This window comes from Thermoanaerobacter siderophilus SR4 (assembly GCF_000262445.1).
Classification (GTDB): Bacteria; Bacillota; Thermoanaerobacteria; order Thermoanaerobacterales; family Thermoanaerobacteraceae; genus Thermoanaerobacter; species Thermoanaerobacter ethanolicus.
Genome location: NZ_CM001486.1, coordinates 752,239 through 773,911, shown reverse-complemented (window position 1 = coordinate 773,911; position 21,673 = coordinate 752,239). Strand labels below are relative to the sequence as shown.

The 21,673-nt window shown below is 37.8% G+C and carries 26 protein-coding genes, 1 pseudogene and 1 other annotated feature; all 27 genes and pseudogenes read left to right on the top strand.

Going from position 1 to position 21,673, the window contains the following annotated elements:
- The coding region (locus THESIDRAFT1_RS03775; RefSeq protein ID WP_006569572.1) for an EF-Tu C-terminal domain-related protein at positions 1-378 on the top strand (378 nt) is incomplete at its 5' end.
- A gap of 184 nt (positions 379-562) precedes the next feature.
- The gene (gene rpmG / locus THESIDRAFT1_RS12885) at positions 563-712 is read left to right on the top strand and encodes a 50S ribosomal protein L33 (protein ID WP_004402360.1); all 150 of its coding nucleotides are present in this window, start codon (positions 563-565) and stop codon (positions 710-712) included.
- Positions 713-741: 29 nt separating this feature from the next.
- Positions 742-939, top strand: a complete 198-nt coding sequence (gene secE, locus THESIDRAFT1_RS03770) for a preprotein translocase subunit SecE (protein ID WP_003870275.1) — start codon at positions 742-744, stop codon at positions 937-939.
- A 32-nt stretch (positions 940-971) separates the two neighbouring features.
- The gene (nusG, locus tag THESIDRAFT1_RS03765) at positions 972-1,496 is read left to right on the top strand and encodes a transcription termination/antitermination protein NusG (RefSeq protein ID WP_003868694.1); all 525 of its coding nucleotides are present in this window, start codon (positions 972-974) and stop codon (positions 1,494-1,496) included.
- Positions 1,497-1,542: 46 nt separating this feature from the next.
- A complete protein-coding gene (gene rplK / locus THESIDRAFT1_RS03760; protein WP_003868695.1) occupies positions 1,543-1,965 on the top strand; it encodes a 50S ribosomal protein L11 in 423 nt (140 codons plus the stop codon).
- Between the two features lie 46 nt (positions 1,966-2,011).
- Positions 2,012-2,704, top strand: a complete 693-nt coding sequence (gene rplA, locus THESIDRAFT1_RS03755) for a 50S ribosomal protein L1 (RefSeq protein WP_006569571.1) — start codon at positions 2,012-2,014, stop codon at positions 2,702-2,704.
- A gap of 47 nt (positions 2,705-2,751) precedes the next feature.
- Positions 2,752-2,874, top strand: a sequence feature (ribosomal protein L10 leader region).
- A 13-nt stretch (positions 2,875-2,887) separates the two neighbouring features.
- On the top strand, positions 2,888-3,421 hold the full coding sequence (rplJ, locus tag THESIDRAFT1_RS03750) for a 50S ribosomal protein L10 (protein WP_003868697.1): 534 nt from the start codon (positions 2,888-2,890) through the stop codon (positions 3,419-3,421).
- Positions 3,422-3,456: 35 nt separating this feature from the next.
- Positions 3,457-3,834, top strand: a complete 378-nt coding sequence (gene rplL, locus THESIDRAFT1_RS03745) for a 50S ribosomal protein L7/L12 (RefSeq protein ID WP_003870271.1) — start codon at positions 3,457-3,459, stop codon at positions 3,832-3,834.
- A gap of 226 nt (positions 3,835-4,060) precedes the next feature.
- The gene (gene rpoB / locus THESIDRAFT1_RS03740; protein ID WP_006569570.1) at positions 4,061-7,780 is read left to right on the top strand and encodes a DNA-directed RNA polymerase subunit beta; all 3,720 of its coding nucleotides are present in this window, start codon (positions 4,061-4,063) and stop codon (positions 7,778-7,780) included.
- Between the two features lie 42 nt (positions 7,781-7,822).
- Positions 7,823-11,377, top strand: coding sequence for a DNA-directed RNA polymerase subunit beta' (gene rpoC, locus THESIDRAFT1_RS03735; RefSeq protein ID WP_006569569.1), 3,555 nt, complete (start codon positions 7,823-7,825; stop codon positions 11,375-11,377).
- Positions 11,378-11,472: 95 nt separating this feature from the next.
- On the top strand, positions 11,473-11,727 hold the full coding sequence (locus THESIDRAFT1_RS03730) for a ribosomal L7Ae/L30e/S12e/Gadd45 family protein (RefSeq protein WP_003870268.1): 255 nt from the start codon (positions 11,473-11,475) through the stop codon (positions 11,725-11,727).
- 54 nt (positions 11,728-11,781) lie between these two features.
- Positions 11,782-12,156, top strand: a complete 375-nt coding sequence (gene rpsL, locus THESIDRAFT1_RS03725) for a 30S ribosomal protein S12 (protein ID WP_003868702.1) — start codon at positions 11,782-11,784, stop codon at positions 12,154-12,156.
- Between the two features lie 77 nt (positions 12,157-12,233).
- Positions 12,234-12,704 (top strand): 30S ribosomal protein S7, encoded by a 471-nt coding sequence (gene rpsG, locus THESIDRAFT1_RS03720; RefSeq protein ID WP_003870267.1) that lies wholly within the window; start codon positions 12,234-12,236, stop codon positions 12,702-12,704.
- Positions 12,705-12,755: 51 nt separating this feature from the next.
- Complete coding sequence (fusA, locus tag THESIDRAFT1_RS03715; protein WP_003870266.1) at positions 12,756-14,825, top strand: elongation factor G; 2,070 nt, start codon at positions 12,756-12,758, stop codon at positions 14,823-14,825.
- A gap of 14 nt (positions 14,826-14,839) precedes the next feature.
- The gene (tuf, locus tag THESIDRAFT1_RS03710) at positions 14,840-16,042 is read left to right on the top strand and encodes an elongation factor Tu (RefSeq protein ID WP_003870265.1); all 1,203 of its coding nucleotides are present in this window, start codon (positions 14,840-14,842) and stop codon (positions 16,040-16,042) included.
- Between the two features lie 190 nt (positions 16,043-16,232).
- Positions 16,233-16,541 (top strand): 30S ribosomal protein S10, encoded by a 309-nt coding sequence (gene rpsJ / locus THESIDRAFT1_RS03705; RefSeq protein WP_003868559.1) that lies wholly within the window; start codon positions 16,233-16,235, stop codon positions 16,539-16,541.
- A gap of 82 nt (positions 16,542-16,623) precedes the next feature.
- On the top strand, positions 16,624-17,256 hold the full coding sequence (gene rplC / locus THESIDRAFT1_RS03700) for a 50S ribosomal protein L3 (RefSeq protein ID WP_003870264.1): 633 nt from the start codon (positions 16,624-16,626) through the stop codon (positions 17,254-17,256).
- A 17-nt stretch (positions 17,257-17,273) separates the two neighbouring features.
- Positions 17,274-17,894 (top strand): 50S ribosomal protein L4, encoded by a 621-nt coding sequence (gene rplD, locus THESIDRAFT1_RS03695; RefSeq protein WP_003868561.1) that lies wholly within the window; start codon positions 17,274-17,276, stop codon positions 17,892-17,894.
- Positions 17,894-18,187, top strand: coding sequence for a 50S ribosomal protein L23 (gene rplW, locus THESIDRAFT1_RS03690; protein WP_003870263.1), 294 nt, complete (start codon positions 17,894-17,896; stop codon positions 18,185-18,187). The genes rplD and rplW overlap by 1 nt, the downstream gene beginning before the upstream one ends.
- A gap of 24 nt (positions 18,188-18,211) precedes the next feature.
- Positions 18,212-19,039, top strand: coding sequence for a 50S ribosomal protein L2 (gene rplB / locus THESIDRAFT1_RS03685; RefSeq protein WP_004402352.1), 828 nt, complete (start codon positions 18,212-18,214; stop codon positions 19,037-19,039).
- Between the two features lie 22 nt (positions 19,040-19,061).
- Entirely contained in the window at positions 19,062-19,343 is a 282-nt protein-coding gene (gene rpsS, locus THESIDRAFT1_RS03680; RefSeq protein ID WP_003868564.1) for a 30S ribosomal protein S19, read from the top strand.
- Between the two features lie 17 nt (positions 19,344-19,360).
- On the top strand, positions 19,361-19,696 hold the full coding sequence (gene rplV / locus THESIDRAFT1_RS03675) for a 50S ribosomal protein L22 (protein WP_003868565.1): 336 nt from the start codon (positions 19,361-19,363) through the stop codon (positions 19,694-19,696).
- A gap of 13 nt (positions 19,697-19,709) precedes the next feature.
- The gene (gene rpsC, locus THESIDRAFT1_RS03670) at positions 19,710-20,375 is read left to right on the top strand and encodes a 30S ribosomal protein S3 (protein ID WP_003870261.1); all 666 of its coding nucleotides are present in this window, start codon (positions 19,710-19,712) and stop codon (positions 20,373-20,375) included.
- 3 nt (positions 20,376-20,378) lie between these two features.
- Positions 20,379-20,813 (top strand): 50S ribosomal protein L16, encoded by a 435-nt coding sequence (rplP, locus tag THESIDRAFT1_RS03665; protein WP_003870260.1) that lies wholly within the window; start codon positions 20,379-20,381, stop codon positions 20,811-20,813.
- The gene (gene rpmC / locus THESIDRAFT1_RS03660; protein WP_003870259.1) at positions 20,803-21,012 is read left to right on the top strand and encodes a 50S ribosomal protein L29; all 210 of its coding nucleotides are present in this window, start codon (positions 20,803-20,805) and stop codon (positions 21,010-21,012) included. The genes rplP and rpmC overlap by 11 nt, the downstream gene beginning before the upstream one ends.
- A 17-nt stretch (positions 21,013-21,029) precedes the next feature.
- A pseudogene (rpsQ, locus tag THESIDRAFT1_RS03655) lies at positions 21,030-21,283 on the top strand (30S ribosomal protein S17).
- Between the two features lie 21 nt (positions 21,284-21,304).
- Positions 21,305-21,673 carry a 50S ribosomal protein L14 gene (gene rplN / locus THESIDRAFT1_RS03650; RefSeq protein WP_003868570.1) on the top strand — a complete coding sequence of 123 codons (369 nt, stop codon included), beginning with the start codon at positions 21,305-21,307 and terminating at the stop codon, positions 21,671-21,673.

Below are 21,673 nucleotides of genomic sequence, written 5' to 3'. Positions count from 1 at the left end.
CAAGCAGGAGACAACATAGGAGTATTATTAAGAGGAGTACAGAGGGACGAAGTAGAGAGAGGGCAAGTATTAGCGAAGCCAGGGACGATAAAGCCGCACACGAAATTTGAGGCACAAGTTTACGTATTGACGAAGGAAGAAGGAGGAAGGCACACACCATTTTTCAATGGATACAGGCCACAATTTTACTTTAGGACGACAGACGTTACAGGTGTAATAAACTTGCCGGATGGAGTAGAGATGGTAATGCCAGGGGACCACGTAACGATAAAAGTAGAGTTAATAACACCGATAGCGATGGAAGAAGGTTTGAAGTTTGCTATAAGAGAAGGCGGCCGTACAGTAGGTGCTGGCGTCGTGTCAGCTATCATAGAATAAAGAGAAGCCGGGTTCAAACCTGGCTTCTTTTGAGTTAAATCAATGCTTTAGCAAACTGTGCAAAATGTCAACTAATGAGCTACCTACAAATCTTTGACACAGACTTTTTGTTTTTGGTGATTGACAAGAAGTTATATTTATGATAAATTTGACTAAGCAGTCGAATCACCGGGAGGTGTAATAATTGAGAGTAAAAATTACATTGGCATGTACTGAGTGTAAGAATAGAAACTATCATACAACAAAAAATAAGAAGAATGACCCTGATAGGTTAGAATTAATGAAATACTGCAAATTCTGCAAAAAGCATACCTTGCATAGAGAGACTAAGTAGTTTTTAAAACTTTAAGAGGATGTGAGGAAATGGCCGGTGAAGGAAGAAAAATTGTCAAGTTTTTCAAAGATGTAAGGGCAGAAATGAAAAAGGTGACATGGCCAAGCAGAGAAACTATGATAACTTATACGGAAATTGTATTAATAGTAGTAGCTCTTTTTACAGTATTCATTTTTTTGATTGACTCAGTTTTTAGTTATCTATTAAAGCTCATTATTAAAGTTTAAAGGAGGTTGGGGCGAGTCCCCAGAGGTTGACTATGCCAGAAAAAGAAAATGCAAAGTGGTATGTGGTTCATACCTATTCTGGATATGAAAACAAAGTTAAGGCTAATTTAGAGAAAATTGTAGAGAATAGGAATTTGCAGCATTTAATTCACCAAATCATCGTACCTACGGAAAAAGTTGTTGAGATTAAAGACGGTAAAAAGAAAACTGTCGAGAGAAAGATTTTCCCGGGTTACGTTTTGGTGAAAATGGTTATGACAGATGATACTTGGTACGTTGTGCGAAATACCAGGGGTGTTACAGGATTTGTAGGCCCTGGATCTAAACCTGTACCATTAACTGAAGCGGAAGTTAGAGCTTTAGGTATAAAAGAGATTCCAACTGCAGTTGACCTTAATGTAAAAGATACTGTCAGGGTTATTTCTGGGCCTTTTGAGAATTTTATTGGAGTAGTTCAAGAGATTTATCCAGAAAGACAAAAGGCGAAAGTTTTAATTTCCATGTTTGGGAGAGAGACACCGGTTGAATTTGACCTTGTACAACTTCAAAAAATATAAAAGTAGAAACTCATAAGCTATTTTAATTTGGTAAGGAGGTGTAATCATGGCAAAGAAAGTGGCAGCAGTTGTAAAAATACAGTTGCCAGCGGGAAAAGCTACTCCTGCGCCACCAGTAGGTACTGCTTTAGGACCTCACGGTGTTAATATAATGGCTTTTTGTAAAGAGTTCAATGAAAGGACAGCCAAAGACGCAGGGCTAATAATTCCTGTTGTTATTACAATATATGCAGACAGGTCATTTAGTTTTATAACTAAAACTCCACCAGCAGCTGTGCTACTCAAAAAGGCAGCTGGAATAGAGTCAGGTTCTCCGCAACCTAACAAACAAAAAGTAGGAAAAATTACAAGGGAGCAGCTTAGAGAAATTGCTGAAATCAAGATGAAAGACTTAAATGCTTCTGATATAGAGGCTGCTATGCGGATGATAGCAGGTACTGCAAGAAGCATGGGTATAGAGATTGTATAAAAATAAGTGGGAGGAAAGTCCGATAATACCACAAGGAGGTTAGAAAATGAAACGTGGGAAAAAATATTTAGAGAGCTTAAAGTTATATGACAAAACACAGCAGTATTCCAGTGATGAAGCAATAGATATTGTTTTGAAAACTGCAAAGGCAAATTTTGACGAAACAATTGATTTAGCTGTAAGACTAGGTGTTGACCCAAGACATGCTGACCAACAGGTAAGAGGTACAGTAGTGCTTCCTCACGGAACAGGAAAAAGTGTGAAAGTATTAGTTTTTGCAAAAGGGGAAAAAGCTAAAGAAGCAGAAGCAGCAGGTGCTGATTATGTGGGAGCAGAAGAATTAGTTGCAAAAATTCAAAATGAAAATTGGTTTGATTATGATGTTGTAGTTGCAACTCCTGATATGATGGCAGCTGTAGGGAGATTAGGTAAAATATTAGGTCCAAAAGGATTAATGCCAAACCCTAAATCAGGTACTGTGACTTTTGATTTAGAAAAAGCTATTAAAGAAATTAAAGCTGGTAAGATTGAGTACAGGGTGGATAAAGCAGGTATAATTCACGTTCCTATAGGGAAAAAATCCTTTGGGAAAGAGAAGTTATTAGAAAACTTCAGAGCAGTTATGGATGCTATAATCAAGTCCAAACCAGCAGCCGCAAAAGGACAATACATCAAAAGTGTAGTGTTATCTTCTACAATGGGACCAGGTGTGAAGGTTAATCCTTTAAAGATTTTTTAATAAAAGTTGTTGACAGACAAAAAGATGTAAGGTATAATAAGTGACGTTGAAATTGAATAAAAAGACCGTAGACAGTGGGTGTGCTTTTGCACGTAAATCCCACCGAGGTTTTTAGAAATAAATTCCCAAAAGGGATCCTCGTGTCTACGGGATCCTTTTTAAATTTTTTAAGGAGGTGGGAAGGTGGGCACAGCAAAAGAGAAAAAGCAACAAATCGTAGCAGAGTTTAAAGACAAATTGTCACGAGCACAAACAGTGATTTTTTCAAACTTTAGTGGCTTGACTGTAGAAGATGATACTATATTAAGACGCAAATTTAGAGAAGCTAATTCTGAGTACAAAGTCTACAAAAATACTTTAATGACTATTGCAGCTAAGGAACTAGGCTATGGAGATGATTTAATTAAATATTTTGAAGGGCCAACTTCTGTAGCTTTTGGATATGATGACCCTGTTGCGCCTGCTAAAGTTCTTGTGGAATTTATGAAAGACCACAAGGGAATTGAGTTAAAAGCAGGTCTTGTAAATGGGAAGTTAGTGACAGTTGAAGAAATTAAGGCTTTGGCAGAGCTTCCTTCAAGGGAAGAGCTTGTGGCGAAAGCTTTGGGCAGCATGAAAGCTCCTATTACCAACCTCGTTTTCGTGTTGTCTGGCACGTTGAGAAGCCTGCTTTATGCTTTAAATGCAGTGAAAGAGAAAAAGCAAGCTGAAGCTTGAAAACAAAATAAAATTTTAAGATGGAGGTAGAGAAAATGAACAAAGAGGAAATTTTGGAAGCCATAAAAAATATGACAGTTCTAGAATTAGCTGAATTGGTAAAAGCTTTAGAGGAGGAATTTGGCGTATCTGCGGCAGCTCCTGTAGCAGTTGCAGCAGCTCCAGCAGCTGGAGCACCAGCAGCAGCACCAGCTGAAGAAAAAACAGAATTTGATGTTATTTTACAAGAAGTAGGTAGCGACAAGATAAAAGTTATCAAGGTTGTGAGAGAAGTAACAGGCTTAGGACTAAAAGAAGCAAAAGATTTAGTAGAAAGTGCTCCAAAGCCAGTTAAAGAAGGAGTAAGCAAAGACGAAGCAAATCAAATCAAAGCAAAATTCGAAGAAGTTGGTGCAAAAGTAGAAATAAAATAAGGGCAAAAATTTTGCCCTTATTTTTTTATGGGGAATTGTTGACATAAATCTTCACTTGTGCTATTATAATAAATTGCATTAATAGTGGCCTTTTTTATTTGTTAATATATGTATATGTATAAGAGGACGACTGTTGGTGAATAATAATGGTAAAATAGGGTTCTTTTGTGCGCAATCCAAAAGTTGAAAACTTTTGGTAATTTACATTTTTTAAGGGGTGAAATGGATGGTACGTCCTGTACAAGTGGGCAACAAGACAAGAATGAGCTTTGCCAAGATCGACGAAGTATTAGAAATGCCCGACCTTATTGAAGTTCAAAAGAAGTCCTACAAATGGTTTTTAGAGGAGGGATTAAGAGAAGTCTTTAGAGAAATTTCCCCAATAGAGAGCTTTACGGGGAATTTGGCTTTAGAATTTGTTGATTATCGATTAGAAAATAACCCCAAGTATTCAGTAGAAGAATGTAAAGACAGAGATACTACATATGCTGTGCCGATGAAAGTCAAAGTACGCCTTACCAACAGAGAGACTGGGGAAATTAAGGAATCTGAAGTATTTATGGGAGATTTCCCTTTAATGACAGAAAAGGGTACTTTTATTATAAATGGCGCAGAACGTGTAATTGTAAGCCAATTGGTTAGGTCTCCAGGAGTCTATTATGAACAACAATTTGATAAATTTGGGAAAAAATTAATTTCTGCAACTGTAATACCAAATAGAGGCGCTTGGCTAGAATATGAAGAAGATTCCAATGATATAGTATATGTTAGAATTGACAGAACAAGAAAAGTTCCAATTACTGTATTATTAAGGGCTTTGGGTTATAGTACTGATATTCAAATTCTTGACCTTTTAGGGGAAGAGGAAAAATTAAAAGCTACTTTAGATAAGGATACTACAAAATCTGAAGAAGAGGCTTTAATAGAAATTTATAAGAGATTAAGACCAGGAGAGCCGCCTACTGTCGAGAGTGCTAAAAGCCTTTTGTATGCATTATTTTTTGATGCAAAAAGGTATGATTTAGCAAAAGTTGGACGCTATAAATTTAATAAAAAACTTGCGTTAAAAACGAGAATTGCAAACTTAAAGAGTGCAAAAAAGATTGTCAACCCTGTTACAGGTGAGATATTAGTAGAAGAAGGAGAGAAAATTTCAAAAGAAAAGGCAGAAGAAATTCAAAATTGCGGCATAAATGTAGTAGAAGTGTTAGTAGAGGGTAAAGTAGTAAAAGTAATAGGCAATAATACGGTGGATATAAATAAATATCCAATGCCTTATGATGTATCTAGCTTAAATATAAAAGAAGCAGTAAATTTAAGTATATTAAAAGAAATACTTGACAATTTCTCTGATGAAGAGGCGGTAATAAACGAAATAAAAAATAGAATGGATGAACTTGTTCCTAAGCACATTACTAAAGATGACATTATAGCCACTATAAGTTACCAATTAAATTTAACTCATGGAATAGGTTCAATAGATGATATAGATCATTTAGGAAATAGGAGACTGCGGTCTGTAGGGGAATTATTGCAAAACCAATTTAGAATTGGACTTGCGAGATTAGAAAGAGTAGTCAAAGAAAGAATGACAATCCAAGATGTGAATGAAATTACTCCTCAAAACCTTATAAACATTCGCCCAGTTGTAGCAGCCATTAGAGAGTTTTTTGGAAGCTCCCAGCTTTCTCAATTTATGGACCAAACTAACCCTTTGGCAGAACTTACTCATAAGAGAAGAGTAAGTGCTTTAGGTCCTGGAGGACTTAGTAGAGAAAGAGCGGGTTTTGAAGTAAGAGACGTTCATTATTCTCACTATGGAAGGATATGTCCAATTGAGACTCCTGAAGGACCTAATATCGGTTTGATTGGATCTTTGACTACCTATGCTCGTGTAAATGAATATGGATTTATTGAAGCTCCATATAGGAGAGTAGATAAAACTACTGGTACAGTTACAGATGAAATTGTATATATGACTGCAGATGAAGAAGATGAATATATTATAGCTCAAGCTAACGAACCATTAGATGAAAACAACAGGTTTATTAATGAGAAAGTGGTATGTAGATTAAAAGAAGAGATAATAGCTGTACCTCCAACAGAAGTGGACTTCATGGACGTTTCACCAAAACAGATAGTGTCTGTTGCTACTTCTATGATACCTTTCTTGGAAAATGATGATGCGAATAGAGCCTTGATGGGGTCTAACATGCAGAGGCAAGCAGTACCCCTTATAAAACCTGAAGCACCAATAGTTGGAACTGGTATAGAATATAAGGCAGCTGTTGATTCTGGTGTAGTAGTATTAGCGAAAAACGATGGAGTAGTGGAAAAAGTCGCTGCTGATAAAGTTGTAATTAGAACAAAGGACGGTAGAAGGGATGAGTATAATTTACTTAAATTTAAGAGGTCAAACCAGGGAACTTGTATAAACCAAAGGCCTATTGTAAATGAAGGAGATGAAGTGAAAAAAGGGCAAGTTATATGCGATGGACCTTCTACTGACCACGGTGAACTTGCACTTGGGAAAAATGTCTTAGTAGGATTTATGCCTTGGGAAGGTTACAACTATGAAGATGCTATTTTGATAAGTGAAGAATTGGTTAGAGATGATTCTTTAACTTCTATTCACATTGAGGAGTATGATGCAGAAGCAAGAGATACGAAATTAGGTCCAGAAGAGATAACGAGAGAAATACCGAATGTAGGCGAAGATGCTTTAAAAGATTTAGACGAGAGAGGAATAATACGTATAGGTGCAGAAGTTACCGCTGGTGACATATTGGTAGGTAAAGTTACTCCAAAAGGTGAGACTGAACTTACAGCTGAGGAAAGACTTTTAAGAGCTATTTTTGGAGAAAAGGCAAGAGAAGTAAGAGATACTTCTTTGCGTGTTCCTCACGGTGAGTCAGGTATAGTAGTAGATGTTAAAGTTTATTCCAGAGAAAATGGTGATGAATTGCCACCAGGAGTCAACCAGATGGTAAGAGTATTTGTTGCTCAAAAGAGGAAAATTTCTGTTGGAGACAAAATGGCAGGGCGCCACGGTAACAAGGGTGTTATTTCAAGGATACTTCCAGTAGAAGATATGCCGTTTTTGCCAGACGGTACCCCTTTGCAGATATGCTTAAACCCATTAGGTGTTCCATCCCGTATGAACATTGGTCAGGTTTTAGAAGTTCACTTGGGTCTTGTTGCAAAAGCATTGGGATGGCAGATTGCTACACCTGTTTTTGATGGAGCAACAGAAGAAGACATACAAGAGCTTTTAGCTAAATCGGGTTTTTCTCCTGACGGCAAGGTGCAATTGTACGATGGAAGAACAGGCGAGCCTTTTGATAATAAAGTTACAGTAGGTTATATGTACATGCTGAAACTTCACCATCTTGTTGATGATAAGATGCATGCAAGGTCTACTGGACCATATTCTTTGGTTACTCAGCAACCTTTGGGTGGAAAAGCTCAGTTTGGTGGGCAGAGATTTGGTGAGATGGAAGTATGGGCATTAGAGGCATATGGTGCAGCTCACACTTTACAAGAGATTTTGACTGTGAAATCTGACGATGTATCAGGTCGTGTAAAAACCTATGAAGCTATTGTCAAGGGTGAAAACATACCAGAACCAGGTATTCCTGAATCCTTTAAGGTATTGGTTAAGGAACTTCAAAGCTTAGCATTAGATGTCAAAGTTATCACAGAAGATAATCAAGAAATTCCATTAAAAGAATTTGAAGATGATGACGATTCTGATGTGCCAGATGCTACTCTTAATATCAATATAGAAGGACGCGAAGATACGCCACCAGAAGAAGTGTATGAAGAAAGCTACGAAGAAGGCTTTGAAGAAGAGATTGAAGAACTGCCAGAGGATATTGATTTTGAGCCGGATAGTTTTGATATAGAAAATGACGATTTGATGATTGACGAAGATTTTGACATTTAATTAGTTAAAACCAAAATTTATTGAAGAAAGGAGCGACACTCCTTGTTTCAGTTAAGAAATTTTGAGGCTATTAAAATTGGGTTAGCATCACCTGAAAAAATAAGAGAATGGTCAAGAGGTGAGGTGAAAAAGCCTGAAACTATCAATTATAGAACGTTAAAACCAGAAAGGGATGGCCTTTTTTGTGAAAGAATTTTTGGACCTACAAAAGACTGGGAATGCCATTGCGGTAAATACAAGAGAGTGAGATACAAAGGTGTAGTTTGTGATAGATGTGGAGTTGAAGTTACAAGGTCCAAAGTTAGAAGGGAAAGAATGGGGCACATTGAACTTGCTGCCCCTGTTGCACATATATGGTATGTAAAGGGGATTCCAAGTCGAATGGGGCTTCTTCTTGATATGTCTCCAAGAGCATTGGAAAAAGTGCTGTACTTTGTATCATATGTGGTTATTGACCCCGGCGATACTCCTCTTACTAAAAAGCAATTATTATCAGAAAAAGAATATAGGGATTACCTTGATAAATATGGCAACAGATTTAGAGCAGGGATGGGAGCCGAAGCTATAAAAGAATTGTTACAAGAAATAGATTTAGAAAAATTGAGCAAAGAATTGAGAGCTGAAATACGTGAATCTACTGGCCAAAAAAGGGTAAGAGCAATTAGAAGGTTAGAAGTAGTGCAAGCTTTTATAGATTCCGGCAATCGCCCTGAATGGATGATTTTAGATGTTATACCTGTAATTCCGCCTGATTTAAGACCTATGGTGCAGTTGGATGGTGGACGCTTTGCAACTTCAGACCTTAATGATTTGTATAGGAGAGTAATCAATAGAAATAACAGATTGAAAAAGCTTTTAGACTTAGGGGCTCCAGATATTATAGTAAGAAATGAAAAAAGAATGCTACAAGAAGCAGTAGATGCTTTGATAGACAATGGCAGAAGAGGTAGACCTGTTACAGGCCCAGGCAACCGACCTTTAAAATCCCTTTCTGATATGCTAAAAGGTAAGCAAGGAAGATTCAGACAAAATCTTTTAGGTAAAAGGGTAGATTATTCAGGTCGTTCCGTTATAGTAGTGGGGCCGGAGCTTAAAGTTTATCAATGTGGTTTGCCAAAAGAAATGGCATTAGAGCTTTTTAAGCCTTTTGTAATGAAGAAATTAGTAGATGAGGGTTTGGCGCAGCATATAAAAAGTGCTAAGAGAATGGTTGAAAAGGTAAAGCCTGAGGTATGGGATGTATTAGAGGAAGTTATTAAAGAACATCCTGTGTTACTAAACAGAGCACCTACACTTCATAGATTGGGTATTCAAGCTTTTGAACCGGTGTTAGTTGAAGGAAGAGCTATAAAGCTTCATCCTCTTGTGTGTACGGCTTACAATGCAGACTTTGATGGTGACCAGATGGCTGTCCACGTACCTCTTTCAATGGAAGCACAAGCTGAAGCGCGATTTTTAATGCTGGCTGCTAATAACATACTCAAGCCCCAAGATGGAAAGCCTGTTATGACTCCTACTCAAGATATGGTATTAGGTTGTTATTACTTAACAGCAGATGAAGAGGGAGTTCCAGGTAAGGGCAAATATTTCTCCAGCCCTGAAGAAGCTATTATGGCATATCAACTGGGATACATTCACATCCATGCTAAGATAAAAGTGAAGATGACAAAAGAAATTGATGGAGTCAAAAAATCAAAAATAATTGAGACAACAGTTGGAAAAATTATATTTAATGAAGCAATTCCACAGGATTTAGGTTATGTAGATAGAACTAATCCTGAAACTGCTTTTGACTTAGAAATTAATGATTTAGTAGATAAATCTAAATTGGGGAAAATTTTAGATAGAGTATACAGATTACACGGGCCAACAAAGACAGCAGAAACTCTTGATAAAATCAAAGAGTTAGGTTTCAGATATTCTACAAAAGCAGCTATTACTGTCAGTGTATCTGACATGGTAATACCTAAAGAAAAAGAGAAGCTTCTAAAAGAAGCAGATGAAATGGTAAGTAAAATTGAAAGCCAATTCAGACGTGGTCTCATATCCGAGGAAGAAAGATATGAGAGCGTAATAAGGACATGGAACATGACTACAGAAAAAGTTACAGAAGCTTTGATGGCAAGCTTGGACAAATTTAATCCTATATTTATGATGGCTCATTCAGGAGCAAGAGGAAGTAAAAACCAGATAAGGCAGTTAGCAGGTATGAGAGGTCTTATGGCAGACCCTTCAGGAAGAATTATTGAGCTTCCTATAAGGTCTAACTTTAGAGAGGGTCTTAATGTGTTGGAATTCTTCATATCTACTCACGGTGCAAGAAAAGGTCTTGCGGATACAGCTTTAAGAACTGCAGACTCTGGTTATTTGACGAGAAGATTAGTTGATGTGAGCCAAGATGTCATAGTCAGAGAAGATGATTGTGGAACCGATGAAGGAATTTATGTAGAAGAAATAAGAGAAGGAAATGAAATAATTGAAAAATTAGCTGACAGAATAATAGGAAGAGTTGCGGCTGAAGACGTGGTTGATAATGAAGGCAATATAATTGTCAGAAGAAATGAGTTGATAAACGAAGAGGAAGCAGAAAAAATCGAAAAAGCAGGTATTACAAAGGTAAAGATAAGGTCACTTTTGACATGTAAGTCAAGACACGGCGTATGTAGAATGTGTTATGGTAGAGACCTTGCAACAGGTGAACTTGTAAATATAGGCGAAGCAGTGGGCATTATTGCTGCACAAGCTATAGGCGAACCAGGTACACAGCTTACAATGCGAACATTCCATACTGGCGGTGTAGCTGGTGCAGATATTACACAAGGTCTTCCAAGGGTAGAAGAGCTTTTTGAGGCAAGAAAACCAAAAGGACTTGCTGTAATTTCTGAAATCTCTGGTGTTGTAAGAATCAATGAGTCAAAGAAGAGAAGAGAAGTCATTGTAACAGATGAAGAAAACAATATTTCTAAGACTTATCTCATTCCCTATGGTTCAAGACTTAAAGTTCATGATGGTCAGGTAATACAAGCTGGGGATGAGTTGACAGAAGGGTCTGTAAATCCTCATGACCTTTTAAAGATAAAAGGAATATTTGCAGTACAGACTTACTTGCTACAAGAGGTTCAAAAGGTTTATAGATTGCAGGGTGTTGAAATAAATGATAAGCATATTGAAGTAATAATAAGACAAATGATGAGAAAAGTAAAAGTAGAAGACCCAGGAGATACTTCAATGCTTCCTGGAGAGCTTATAGATATGTTTAAATTCGAAGATGAAAACAAAAAAGCAATTGAAAAAGGATTAAGACCCGCTACTGGAAGAAGAGCTCTTTTGGGAATTACAAAGGCGGCTTTGGCAACAGATTCTTTTTTATCAGCTGCTTCTTTCCAAGAGACGACAAGAGTGCTTACAGATGCGGCTATAAAAGGTAAAGTAGACCCGCTCTTAGGATTAAAAGAAAATGTGATAATAGGTAAACTAATTCCTGCTGGAACAGGTTTGTCACGCTATAGAAATATTTCTGTTGTAAAAAAAGTGAATGACCAACAGGAAAGACAAGATAAAGAAAAAGAAGAAACAGAAGTAAAGGCAAGCAACTAAAGATTGAAACGAAATTCTACTGTTGACAGCTAAACTGCTTAATGATAAAATTATTAAGTGTGTTAAAAACCGCTGTCCTGATGGGAGGAAGGCGAATGGCGGGACAAGATTGCCCTTCTAAGCGGGTGGTTGGAGCGAAGCAGACTCTAAAAGCAATAATGAATTGCAATGTACTTCAGGTCTACATTGCAAAAGATGCGGAAGAACATGTTACTAAAAAAATAAAAGAACTATGTGAGGAAAAATCAATTAGAATAGTGTACGTCGATACTATGAAAGAACTTGGGGTAATGTGTGGTATTGATGTAAATGCTGCCGCTGCAGCGGATATTATAGGTGAAAAGAAATAATTACCCCTTTGAGGGGGTAATTATTTCTTGATTTATTTGGAAGGAGGTGCAAAAATGCCAACAATAAATCAGTTAGTAAGACAAGGAAGAAAGCCAGTAAAATATAAATCTGCTGCTCCAGCTTTAGAGGGTAATCCTCAAAAGAGAGGAGTTTGTGTTGTAGTAAAGACTACAACTCCTAAGAAGCCAAATTCAGCATTGAGAAAAATAGCAAGGGTAAGGCTAACAAATGGTACAGAGGTTACAGCGTACATCCCTGGTATAGGTCACAATTTGCAGGAACACTCTGTAGTTTTAGTAAGAGGTGGAAGGGTTAAAGACCTCCCAGGTGTAAGGTACAAGATTATCAGAGGAGCCCTTGATGCTGCGGGTGTTGCCAATAGAAAGCAAGCTCGTTCAAGGTATGGCGCTAAAAAGCCTAAAAAGTAAAAAAGATGAAATGGAACTATAAATGTATCTAGTAGAGTTAATTATTGTAAAGTTTTTACACAAAAGGAGGGAAAAGGATGCCAAGAAAAGGTCATGTAGAAAGAAGAGAGGTCCTTCCTGATCCTGTATATAATAGTAAAAAAGTTTCAAAACTAATTAATAAAGTAATGTGGGATGGTAAAAAGAGCTTAGCTCAAAAAATTTGTTATGGAGCTTTTGACATAATAAGAGAAAAGACAGGAAGAGATCCTCTTGAAGTTTTTGAAGAAGCTTTAAATAATGTCATGCCTGTTCTTGAGGTAAGGCCTCGAAGAGTAGGTGGTGCCACTTACCAAGTTCCTGTGGAAGTAAGGCCTGAAAGAAGGTTATCTCTTGGAATAAGATGGCTTGTAGAGTATGCAAGGCAAAGAAGTGGCAAATCTATGATGGAAAAATTAGCAGCAGAAATAATGGATGCTGCAAATAATACTGGTGGAAGTGTTAAGAAGAAAGAAGATACTCATAAGATGGCGGAAGCTAACAAGGCATTTGCTCACTATAGATGGTAAAAGTAGTTTATAGGGGGTAGTGAACTAAGGGACAAGAAAGGAGGATGGAAGATGCCAAGAGACTACAGCTTAGATAAAGTTAGGAACATTGGTATTATGGCGCATATAGATGCAGGAAAAACCACTACTACCGAGCGAATACTTTTTTACACAGGAAAAGTTCATAAGTTAGGAGAAGTCCACGAAGGTACTGCTACAATGGACTGGATGGTACAAGAGCAGGAAAGAGGTATAACTATAACTTCTGCGGCTACTACTTGTTATTGGAAAGGGCATAAAATAAACATTATTGATACGCCGGGACACGTGGACTTTACAGTAGAAGTTGAAAGGTCTCTTAGAATATTAGACGGAGCTGTTGCGGTTTTTTCTGCAAAAGAGGGTGTTGAGCCTCAATCTGAAACTGTATGGAGACAGGCTGACAAATATCATGTTCCAAGAATTGCCTATGTAAATAAAATGGATATAATAGGTGCTGACTTTTTTAATGTAATAAAAATGATAAAGGAAAGATTGGGAGCTAATCCTGTAGCTATACAAATTCCTATTGGAAAAGAAGATACTTTCAGAGGCATTGTGGATTTAATTAAAATGGAAGCCATAATATATGAAGATGATTTAGGTACTGTAATGGATGAGACTGAAATACCTGATGACTTAAAAGATTTAGCTGAGGAGTATAGAGAAAAACTATTAGAGGCAGTTTCTGAGCAAGATGAAACTATTTTAGAAAAGTATTTAGAAGGTGAAGAAATAACTGAAGAGGAGATTCACAAAGCCTTAAGAAAAGGAACTATAAATGGTGAATTAGTACCAGTTGTCTGTGGTTCTTCATATAAAAATAAAGGGATTCAGCCTATGTTGGATGCGATAGTGAGATATCTTCCTTCTCCACTTGATTTGCCACCGGTAAAAGGTATGGCATTAGGCACAGGAGAAGAGATAGAGAGAAAAGCTGATGATTCAGAGCCTTTCTCAGCGTTGGCATTTAAAATTATGGCGGACCCTTATGTAGGTAAACTTGCTTTTTTTAGAGTATATTCAGGGACTTTAAATGCGGGGTCATATGTGTTGAATTCTACAAAAGGTAAAAAAGAAAGAGTAGGAAGAATCCTGCGAATGCATGCAAATCACAGAGAAGAAATTGATGCTGTATACACAGGTGATATAGTTGCAGCCGTTGGACTAAAAGATACTACAACAGGAGATACGCTCTGTGATGAGAATCATCCAATACTTTTAGAATCAATGGATTTTCCAGAACCAGTTATTTCTGTTGCTATAGAGCCTAAGACTAAAGCTGCTCAAGAAAAAATGACTATGGCTTTATTGAAACTAGCTGAAGAAGACCCAACCTTTAAAACATATACTGACCAAGAGACAGGACAGACAATAATAGCTGGTATGGGAGAATTGCACTTAGAGATAATTGTTGATAGGCTAAGAAGAGAGTTTAATGTTGATTGCAATGTAGGTAAGCCTCAAGTTGCTTACAAAGAGACTATCACTAAACCTGTTAAAATTGAAGGTAAATTTATCAGGCAGTCTGGTGGACGTGGTCAGTATGGTCATGTTTGGTTGGAGATGGAACCGGCTCCAAGAGGAGAAGGCTATACATTTGAAAACCGCATTGTAGGAGGAGTTATTCCAAAAGAATATATTCCTGCAGTTGACGCAGGTGTTCAAGAAGCTATGCAAAACGGTGTTCTTGGAGGATATCCTGTTATCGATGTAAAAGTGGCATTGGTAGATGGTTCTTACCATGAAGTTGACTCCTCAGATATGGCATTTAAAATAGCTGGTTCTATAGCATTTAAGGAAGGTATGAAAAAGGCAAATCCTGTTCTTTTGGAACCTATTATGAAAGTGGAGGTTGTGGTTCCAGAAGAATACATGGGAGATATAATAGGAGATATAAATTCACGTCGTGGAAGAGTTGAAGGAATGGAAGCAAGGGCTGGTGCCCAAGTTATAAGAGCATTTGTGCCACTTGCTGAAATGTTTGGATATGCCACTGATTTAAGGTCAAAAACTCAAGGAAGAGGAACTTACACTATGCAGTTCCATCATTATGAGGAAGTTCCTAAAAATATTGCTGATCAAATATTAGAAAAGAAGTAAAGGAGGAAAAGAGGATGGCGAAGCAAAAATTTGAGAGGAAGAAGCCCCACGTAAACGTAGGGACGATAGGTCACGTAGACCATGGTAAGACGACGTTGACAGCAGCGATAACGATGGTATTATCGAAGGCAGGAATGGCAGAGGCGAAGGGATATGACGAGATAGACAAGGCGCCGGAGGAGAGAGCAAGGGGAATAACGATAAACACGACTCACGTAGAATATGAGACAGAGAAGAGGCACTATGCGCACGTAGACTGTCCAGGACATGCTGACTATGTAAAGAACATGATAACAGGGGCAGCACAGATGGACGGGGCGATATTAGTAGTATCAGCAGCAGACGGACCGATGCCACAGACGAGGGAACACATATTATTGGCGAGGCAGGTAGGAGTGCCATATATAGTAGTATTTTTAAACAAGGCAGACATGGTAGACGATCCAGAATTAATAGAATTAGTAGAGATGGAAGTAAGGGAATTATTGAATGAATATGAGTTTCCGGGGGATGACACACCGATAGTAGTAGGGTCAGCACTTAAGGCATTAGAGTGTGGATGTGGCAAGAGAGAGTGCGAATGGTGCGGGAAGATATGGCAGTTAATGGATGTAGTAGACGAATATATACCGACACCGGAGAGAGACATAGACAAGCCATTCTTAATGCCAGTAGAGGACGTATTTACGATAACAGGAAGAGGAACTGTTGCGACAGGAAGAGTAGAGAGAGGGAAGGTAAAGGTAGGAGACGAAGTAGAGATAATAGGATTGACGACGGAATCAAGGAAGACAGTAGTAACAGGGGTAGAGATGTTCAGGAAGACGCTGGATGAGGCGCAAGCAGGAGACAACATAGGAGTATTATTAAGAGGAGTACAGAGGGACGAAGTAGAGAGAGGGCAAGTATTAGCGAAGCCAGGGACGATAAAGCCGCACACGAAATTTGAGGCACAAGTTTACGTATTGACGAAGGAAGAAGGAGGAAGGCACACACCATTTTTCAATGGATACAGGCCACAATTTTACTTTAGGACGACAGACGTTACAGGTGTAATAAACTTGCCGGATGGAGTAGAGATGGTAATGCCAGGGGACCACGTAACGATAAAAGTAGAGTTAATAACACCGATAGCGATGGAAGAAGGTTTGAAGTTTGCTATAAGAGAAGGCGGCCGTACAGTAGGTGCTGGCGTCGTGTCAGCTATCATAGAATAGCATCATATTTTTGTGCTAATAGCAGCTGCTATTAGCACAAAAATATTGATATGTCAAGTCTTGCAATGATTTAGAACTTGAGATAAAATATTAAAGCTGGTGTCGCAGGTAAGATTTTTTTTGACAATAAAACGCCTGGATATGTGGATATAGAAAAGTGTTGAGGATTGATAGAAGGAGGGAAAGTAAAATGCCCAAGCAAAAAATTCGCATACGTTTAAAGGCTTTTGACCATGCTATTTTAGATCAATCGGCTCAAAAGATAGTGGAGACTGCAAAGAGGACAGGTGCAGAGGTTTCTGGACCTATTCCATTGCCAACAGAAAAAGATATTATAACTATTTTAAGAGCTCCTCACAAATATAAAGATTCAAGAGAACAGTTTGAGATAAGAACTCATAAGAGATTAATTGATATTTTAAATCCAACACCTAAGACAGTAGATGCTCTTATGAGATTAGATTTACCATCTGGTGTGGATATTGAAATAAAACTGTAAAAGGTAATAAGGAAAGAAACAAAAAATAAAAAAGAAATTAAGACGCAAAAGCGTCCGCTGATTTCAGGAGGTGGATAAAAGAATGAAAAAAGGTATTTTAGGTAAAAAGCACGGTATGACACAAATATTTAATGAAAAAGGAGAAGTAATTCCTGTCACAGTAATTGAAGCAGGTCCTTGTGTTGTCGTACAGAAAAAAACAGTGGAGACTGATGGATACAATGCTATTCAAGTTGGTTTTGGAGATGTTAAAGAGAAAAGACTTACAAAACCTTTAATAGGGCATTTTAAAAAAGTAGGAGTGCCTTTTAAGAGATATTTAAGAGAATTTAAGTTAGATGACATAAGTGGATATGAAGTAGGTAGCGAAATAAAGGTAGATATTTTTAAACCAGGAGATAGAGTAGATGTAACAGGTATTTCAAAAGGTAAAGGCTTTGCAGGTGTTGTAAAGAGATATGGCGCTAATAGAGGACCTATGTCTCACGGTTCCAAATATCATAGAAGAGTAGGTTCGATGGGTGCTACCACAGACCCAGGAAGAACTTTTAAAGGCAAAATTATGCCTGGGCATATGGGACATGAAAGAGTAACTATACAAAACCTCGAAGTTGTAAAAGTTGATCCTGAATTAAATTTATTGTTAGTAAAAGGATCAGTGCCAGGACCTAAAGGTTCCTTGCTCATTATAAAAGATTCCGTGAAGAGCAAGTGATGAAAGGAGGAAGAAAGATGCCTAAGGTAGCGGTTTACAACGTAAAAGGGGAACAGGTAGGAGAAATAGAACTAAAGGATTCAGTTTTTGGCGTGCCAGTAAATGTTCCTGTTATGCATGAAGCAGTGCTAAATTATTTGGCGAATCAAAGGCAGGGTACCCATTCGACCAAAACCCGCGGCGAAGTTCGTGGTGGTGGAAGAAAGCCTTGGAGACAAAAGGGAACAGGAAGAGCACGTCAAGGAAGTATAAGAGCTCCTCAATGGATTAAAGGTGGTATTGTCTTTGGACCAAAGCCAAGAGATTACAGCTATAAGTTACCTAAAAAAGTAAAAAGATTAGCTTTAAAATCTGCTCTTTCATCTAAAGTTAGAGATAACGAGATAATTGTATTAGATGAATTCAAATTAGATCAGCCAAAGACTAAAAAAGTTGTTGAACTCCTTAAGAATTTTAATGTTGATAGCGCGTTAATAGTGGTACCTGAAGGGGAAAAGAACGTAGAACTTTCAGCAAGAAATATACCAGGTGTTAAAACTTTATATGCTAATTATTTGAATACTTATGATATTTTAAAATACGACAAGTTTATCATAACAAAGGATGCCGTGGGCATAGTCGAGGAGGTGTACGCCTAATGGAGGCACGCGACATTATAATACGCCCAGTAATAACTGAAAAAAGTATGAACCTCATGAGTGAGAGAAAATATACTTTTATTGTGGATAAAAGAGCAAATAAAATTCAAATAAAGAAAGCTGTAGAAGACATATTTGGGGTCAAAGTGGAAAAAGTATATACAATGAATTACAAAGGAAAGCCAAAGAGAATGGGAAAATATGAAGGAAGGACAGAAGCTTACAAAAAAGCAATAGTGAAGCTTACTCCAGATAGTAAAGGTATCGAATTCTTTGAAGGGTTGCAGGCATAATTTTAAGTTTAAGGAGGGAAAGAAATGGGAATAAAATCTTTTAAGCCGACATCTCCCGGCAGACGTCAAATGACGGTATTGACTTTTGAGGAAGTTACTAAGGATAAGCCAGAGAAATCCTTAGTTGTTACTTTAACTAAATCGGGTGGAAGAAATGTATACGGGAGAATTACTGTCAGACATCGTGGTGGCGGACATAAGAGAAAATATAGGATTATAGATTTCAAGAGAGATAAGGACGGAGTACCAGGAAAAGTTGCTGCTATTGAGTACGATCCAAATAGAACAGCTTATATTGCACTTATACATTATTTAGATGGGGAAAAAAGATATATCATTGCTCCTTATGGACTAAAAGTGGGAGATATAGTAGAATCTGGTGAAAATGTAGACATTAAGGTAGGAAATGCTTTGCCTTTAAGGAATATTCCTGTAGGTACAATAATCCATAACATCGAGCTTATACCAGGAAAAGGTGGACAATTAGTGAGAGCGGCAGGTACAGCGGCACAGCTTATGGCTAAAGAAGGGGATTATGTTCAAGTTAGAATGCCTTCAGGAGAAATTAGATTGATAAAGGCTGACTGTCGTGCAACCATTGGACAAGTATCAAATTTAGACCATGAAAATGTAAAGATAGGTAAAGCAGGAAGGTCAAGATGGCTTGGAAGAAGACCAACTGTTAGAGGTTCAGCGATGAATCCGGTTGACCATCCACATGGTGGTGGTGAAGGTAAAGCACCTATCGGACATCCAGGGCCACTTACACCATGGGGCAAGCCTGCATTGGGTTATAAGACACGTAAGAAAGGTAAAGCTTCGGATAAATTTATCATTAAGAGACGCAAATAGTTGGTGAAAGGAGGTCAATGCCTTGAGCAGATCTGTAAAAAAAGGTCCCTATGTTGATCCAAAACTTCTTAAAAAGATTGTTGAAATGAATAAAAAGAATGAGAAAAAAGTAATCAAAACATGGTCAAGGAGCTCGACAATTGTGCCAGAAATGGTTGGACATACAATAGCTGTTCATGACGGCAGAAAGCATGTACCTGTTTATATAACTGAAGCGATGGTAGGGCACAAGTTAGGAGAATTTGCTCCTACTCGAACCTTCCACGGACATGCTGATACTGAAAAAACTTCCAAAGTTAAATAGGCAAAGGAGGAGATAACGTGGAGGCAAGGGCAATAGCCAGATATGTAAGAATTTCGCCTCGAAAGGTAAGATTAGTTCTTAACCTGATTCGTGGCAAGCATGTGGATGAAGCCTTAACTATTTTAAGGTTTACTCCAAAAAGAGCCTCAGGAATAGTTGCCAAGGTTCTTAAATCAGCCATTGCTAATGCTGAAAATAACCATGGAATGAATAGAGATAATCTGTATGTAGCAAAGGCTGTGGCAGATGAAGGCCCTACAATGAAGAGAGTTTTCCCAAGAGCGATGGGAAGAGCAGATATTATGAGGAAGAGAACCAGTCATATAACGATAGTCGTGAAGGAAAAAGAATAAAGGAGGGATATGCGTGGGCCAAAAGGTACATCCATATGGACTTAGAGTTGGAGTTACACAAGATTGGCTAGCTAAATGGTATGCGGATGACAAAGATTTTTCAAAACTCTTAATAGAAGATATTAAAATAAGAAACTATATAAAAGAAAAACTGTATTCAGCTGGGATTCCTAAAATAGTTATTGAGAGAGCGTCCAATAGGATAAAAATAGATATTCATGCTGCAAAACCAGGAATGGTAATTGGCAAAGGTGGAGCAGGTATTGACAAGTTAAGAGAAGAATTGGAAAAAATGACTAATAAGACAGTTATCCTTAATATTGTGGAAGTCAAAACTCCTGAACTTAGTGCACAACTAGTAGCTGAGAATATTGCAGCTCAAATTGAAAAAAGGATATCCTATAGAAGGGCTATGAAACAAGCCATAGCAAGAGCGATGAAATTAGGTGCTAAAGGTATTAAAATTGCTTGTTCGGGTAGATTGGCTGGTGCAGAAATTGCTCGTACTGAAAGGTATCATGAAGGAGTTGTACCGCTTCAAACTTTAAGAGCGGATATTGACTATGGCTTTGCAGAGGCAAATACTACTTATGGGAAAATAGGAGTAAAAGTTTGGATAAATAAAGGAGAGATACTGCCACAGCCTAAAAAGCAGGTAACCGCGGAAGGAGGTAAGTAAAACATGTTAATGCCAAAAAGAGTGAAATACAGAAAACAACAACGGGGCAGAATAAAAGGAAATGCTACTCGTGGTAATACCCTGACTTATGGAGAATATGGGTTGCAAGCGCTGGAACCTGGTTGGATTACAGCCACCCAAATTGAGGCAGCAAGGGTTGCAATGACGAGGTTTATAAAAAGAGGCGGAAAAGTGTGGATAAAAATTTTCCCTGATAAGCCGGTTACTAAAAAACCTGCTGAAACTCGTATGGGTTCAGGGAAGGGGTCACCAGAATTTTGGGTAGCAGTTGTAAAGCCAGGTAGAGTTCTTTTTGAAATAGGTGGAGTATCAGAAGAAGTTGCAAAAGAGGCTTTAAGGCTTGCAATGCATAAACTGCCTATAAAGACAAAGTTTTTAAAACGTGAAGAATTGGGTGGTGAAGATAATGAAAGCTAAGGAAATAAGAGAACTTACCAATGAGGAATTGCTTCAAAAGCTTTCGGACTTAAAAGCAGAGCTTTTTAATTTGAGATTTCAACTTGCTACCGGCCAATTAGATAACCCTATGAGGATAAGAGATGTAAGAAAAACAATTGCGAGAATAAAGACAATTTTGAGAGAGCGGGAATTAGGTATTAGGCAAAATAAAGCATAAGGAAGGAGGGCATTCACTTGGAAAGAGGCCACAGGAAAGTTAGAATTGGAACAGTAGTAAGCAATAAAATGCAAAAAACTATTGTAGTTGCTGTAGAAGACAGAGTAAGACATCCTCTTTATGGAAAGACAATAAAAAGAACCAAAAAGTTCAAAGTTCACGATGAAAATAATGTATGCAATGTTGGAGATATAGTAAAGATAATGGAAACAAGACCACTTAGCAAAGAAAAAGATGGAGATTAGTTGAAATAGTTAAAAGAGCTGAATAATTTGAAAGGAGGTAAACTCAAATGATTCAACCTCAAACTCGATTGAAAGTAGCAGATAATACAGGTGCAAAAGAAATTATGTGTATTCGCTTGGAAGGCGGTTCAAATAGAAAGTTTTCAAATGTAGGAGATGTAATAGTTGCTTCTGTAAAAAGTGCAACACCCGGTGGTGTTGTGAAAAAAGGTGAAGTTGTTAAAGCGGTAATCGTAAGGACAAAGAAAGGAATTGCTCGAAAAGATGGCACTTATATAAGATTTGACGATAATGCTGCGGTTATTATAAGGGATGATAAACAACCAAGAGGTACTCGTATTTTTGGACCAGTTGCAAGAGAATTGAGAGAAAAAGACTTCATGAAAATTATTTCTTTGGCTCCTGAAGTGCTTTAA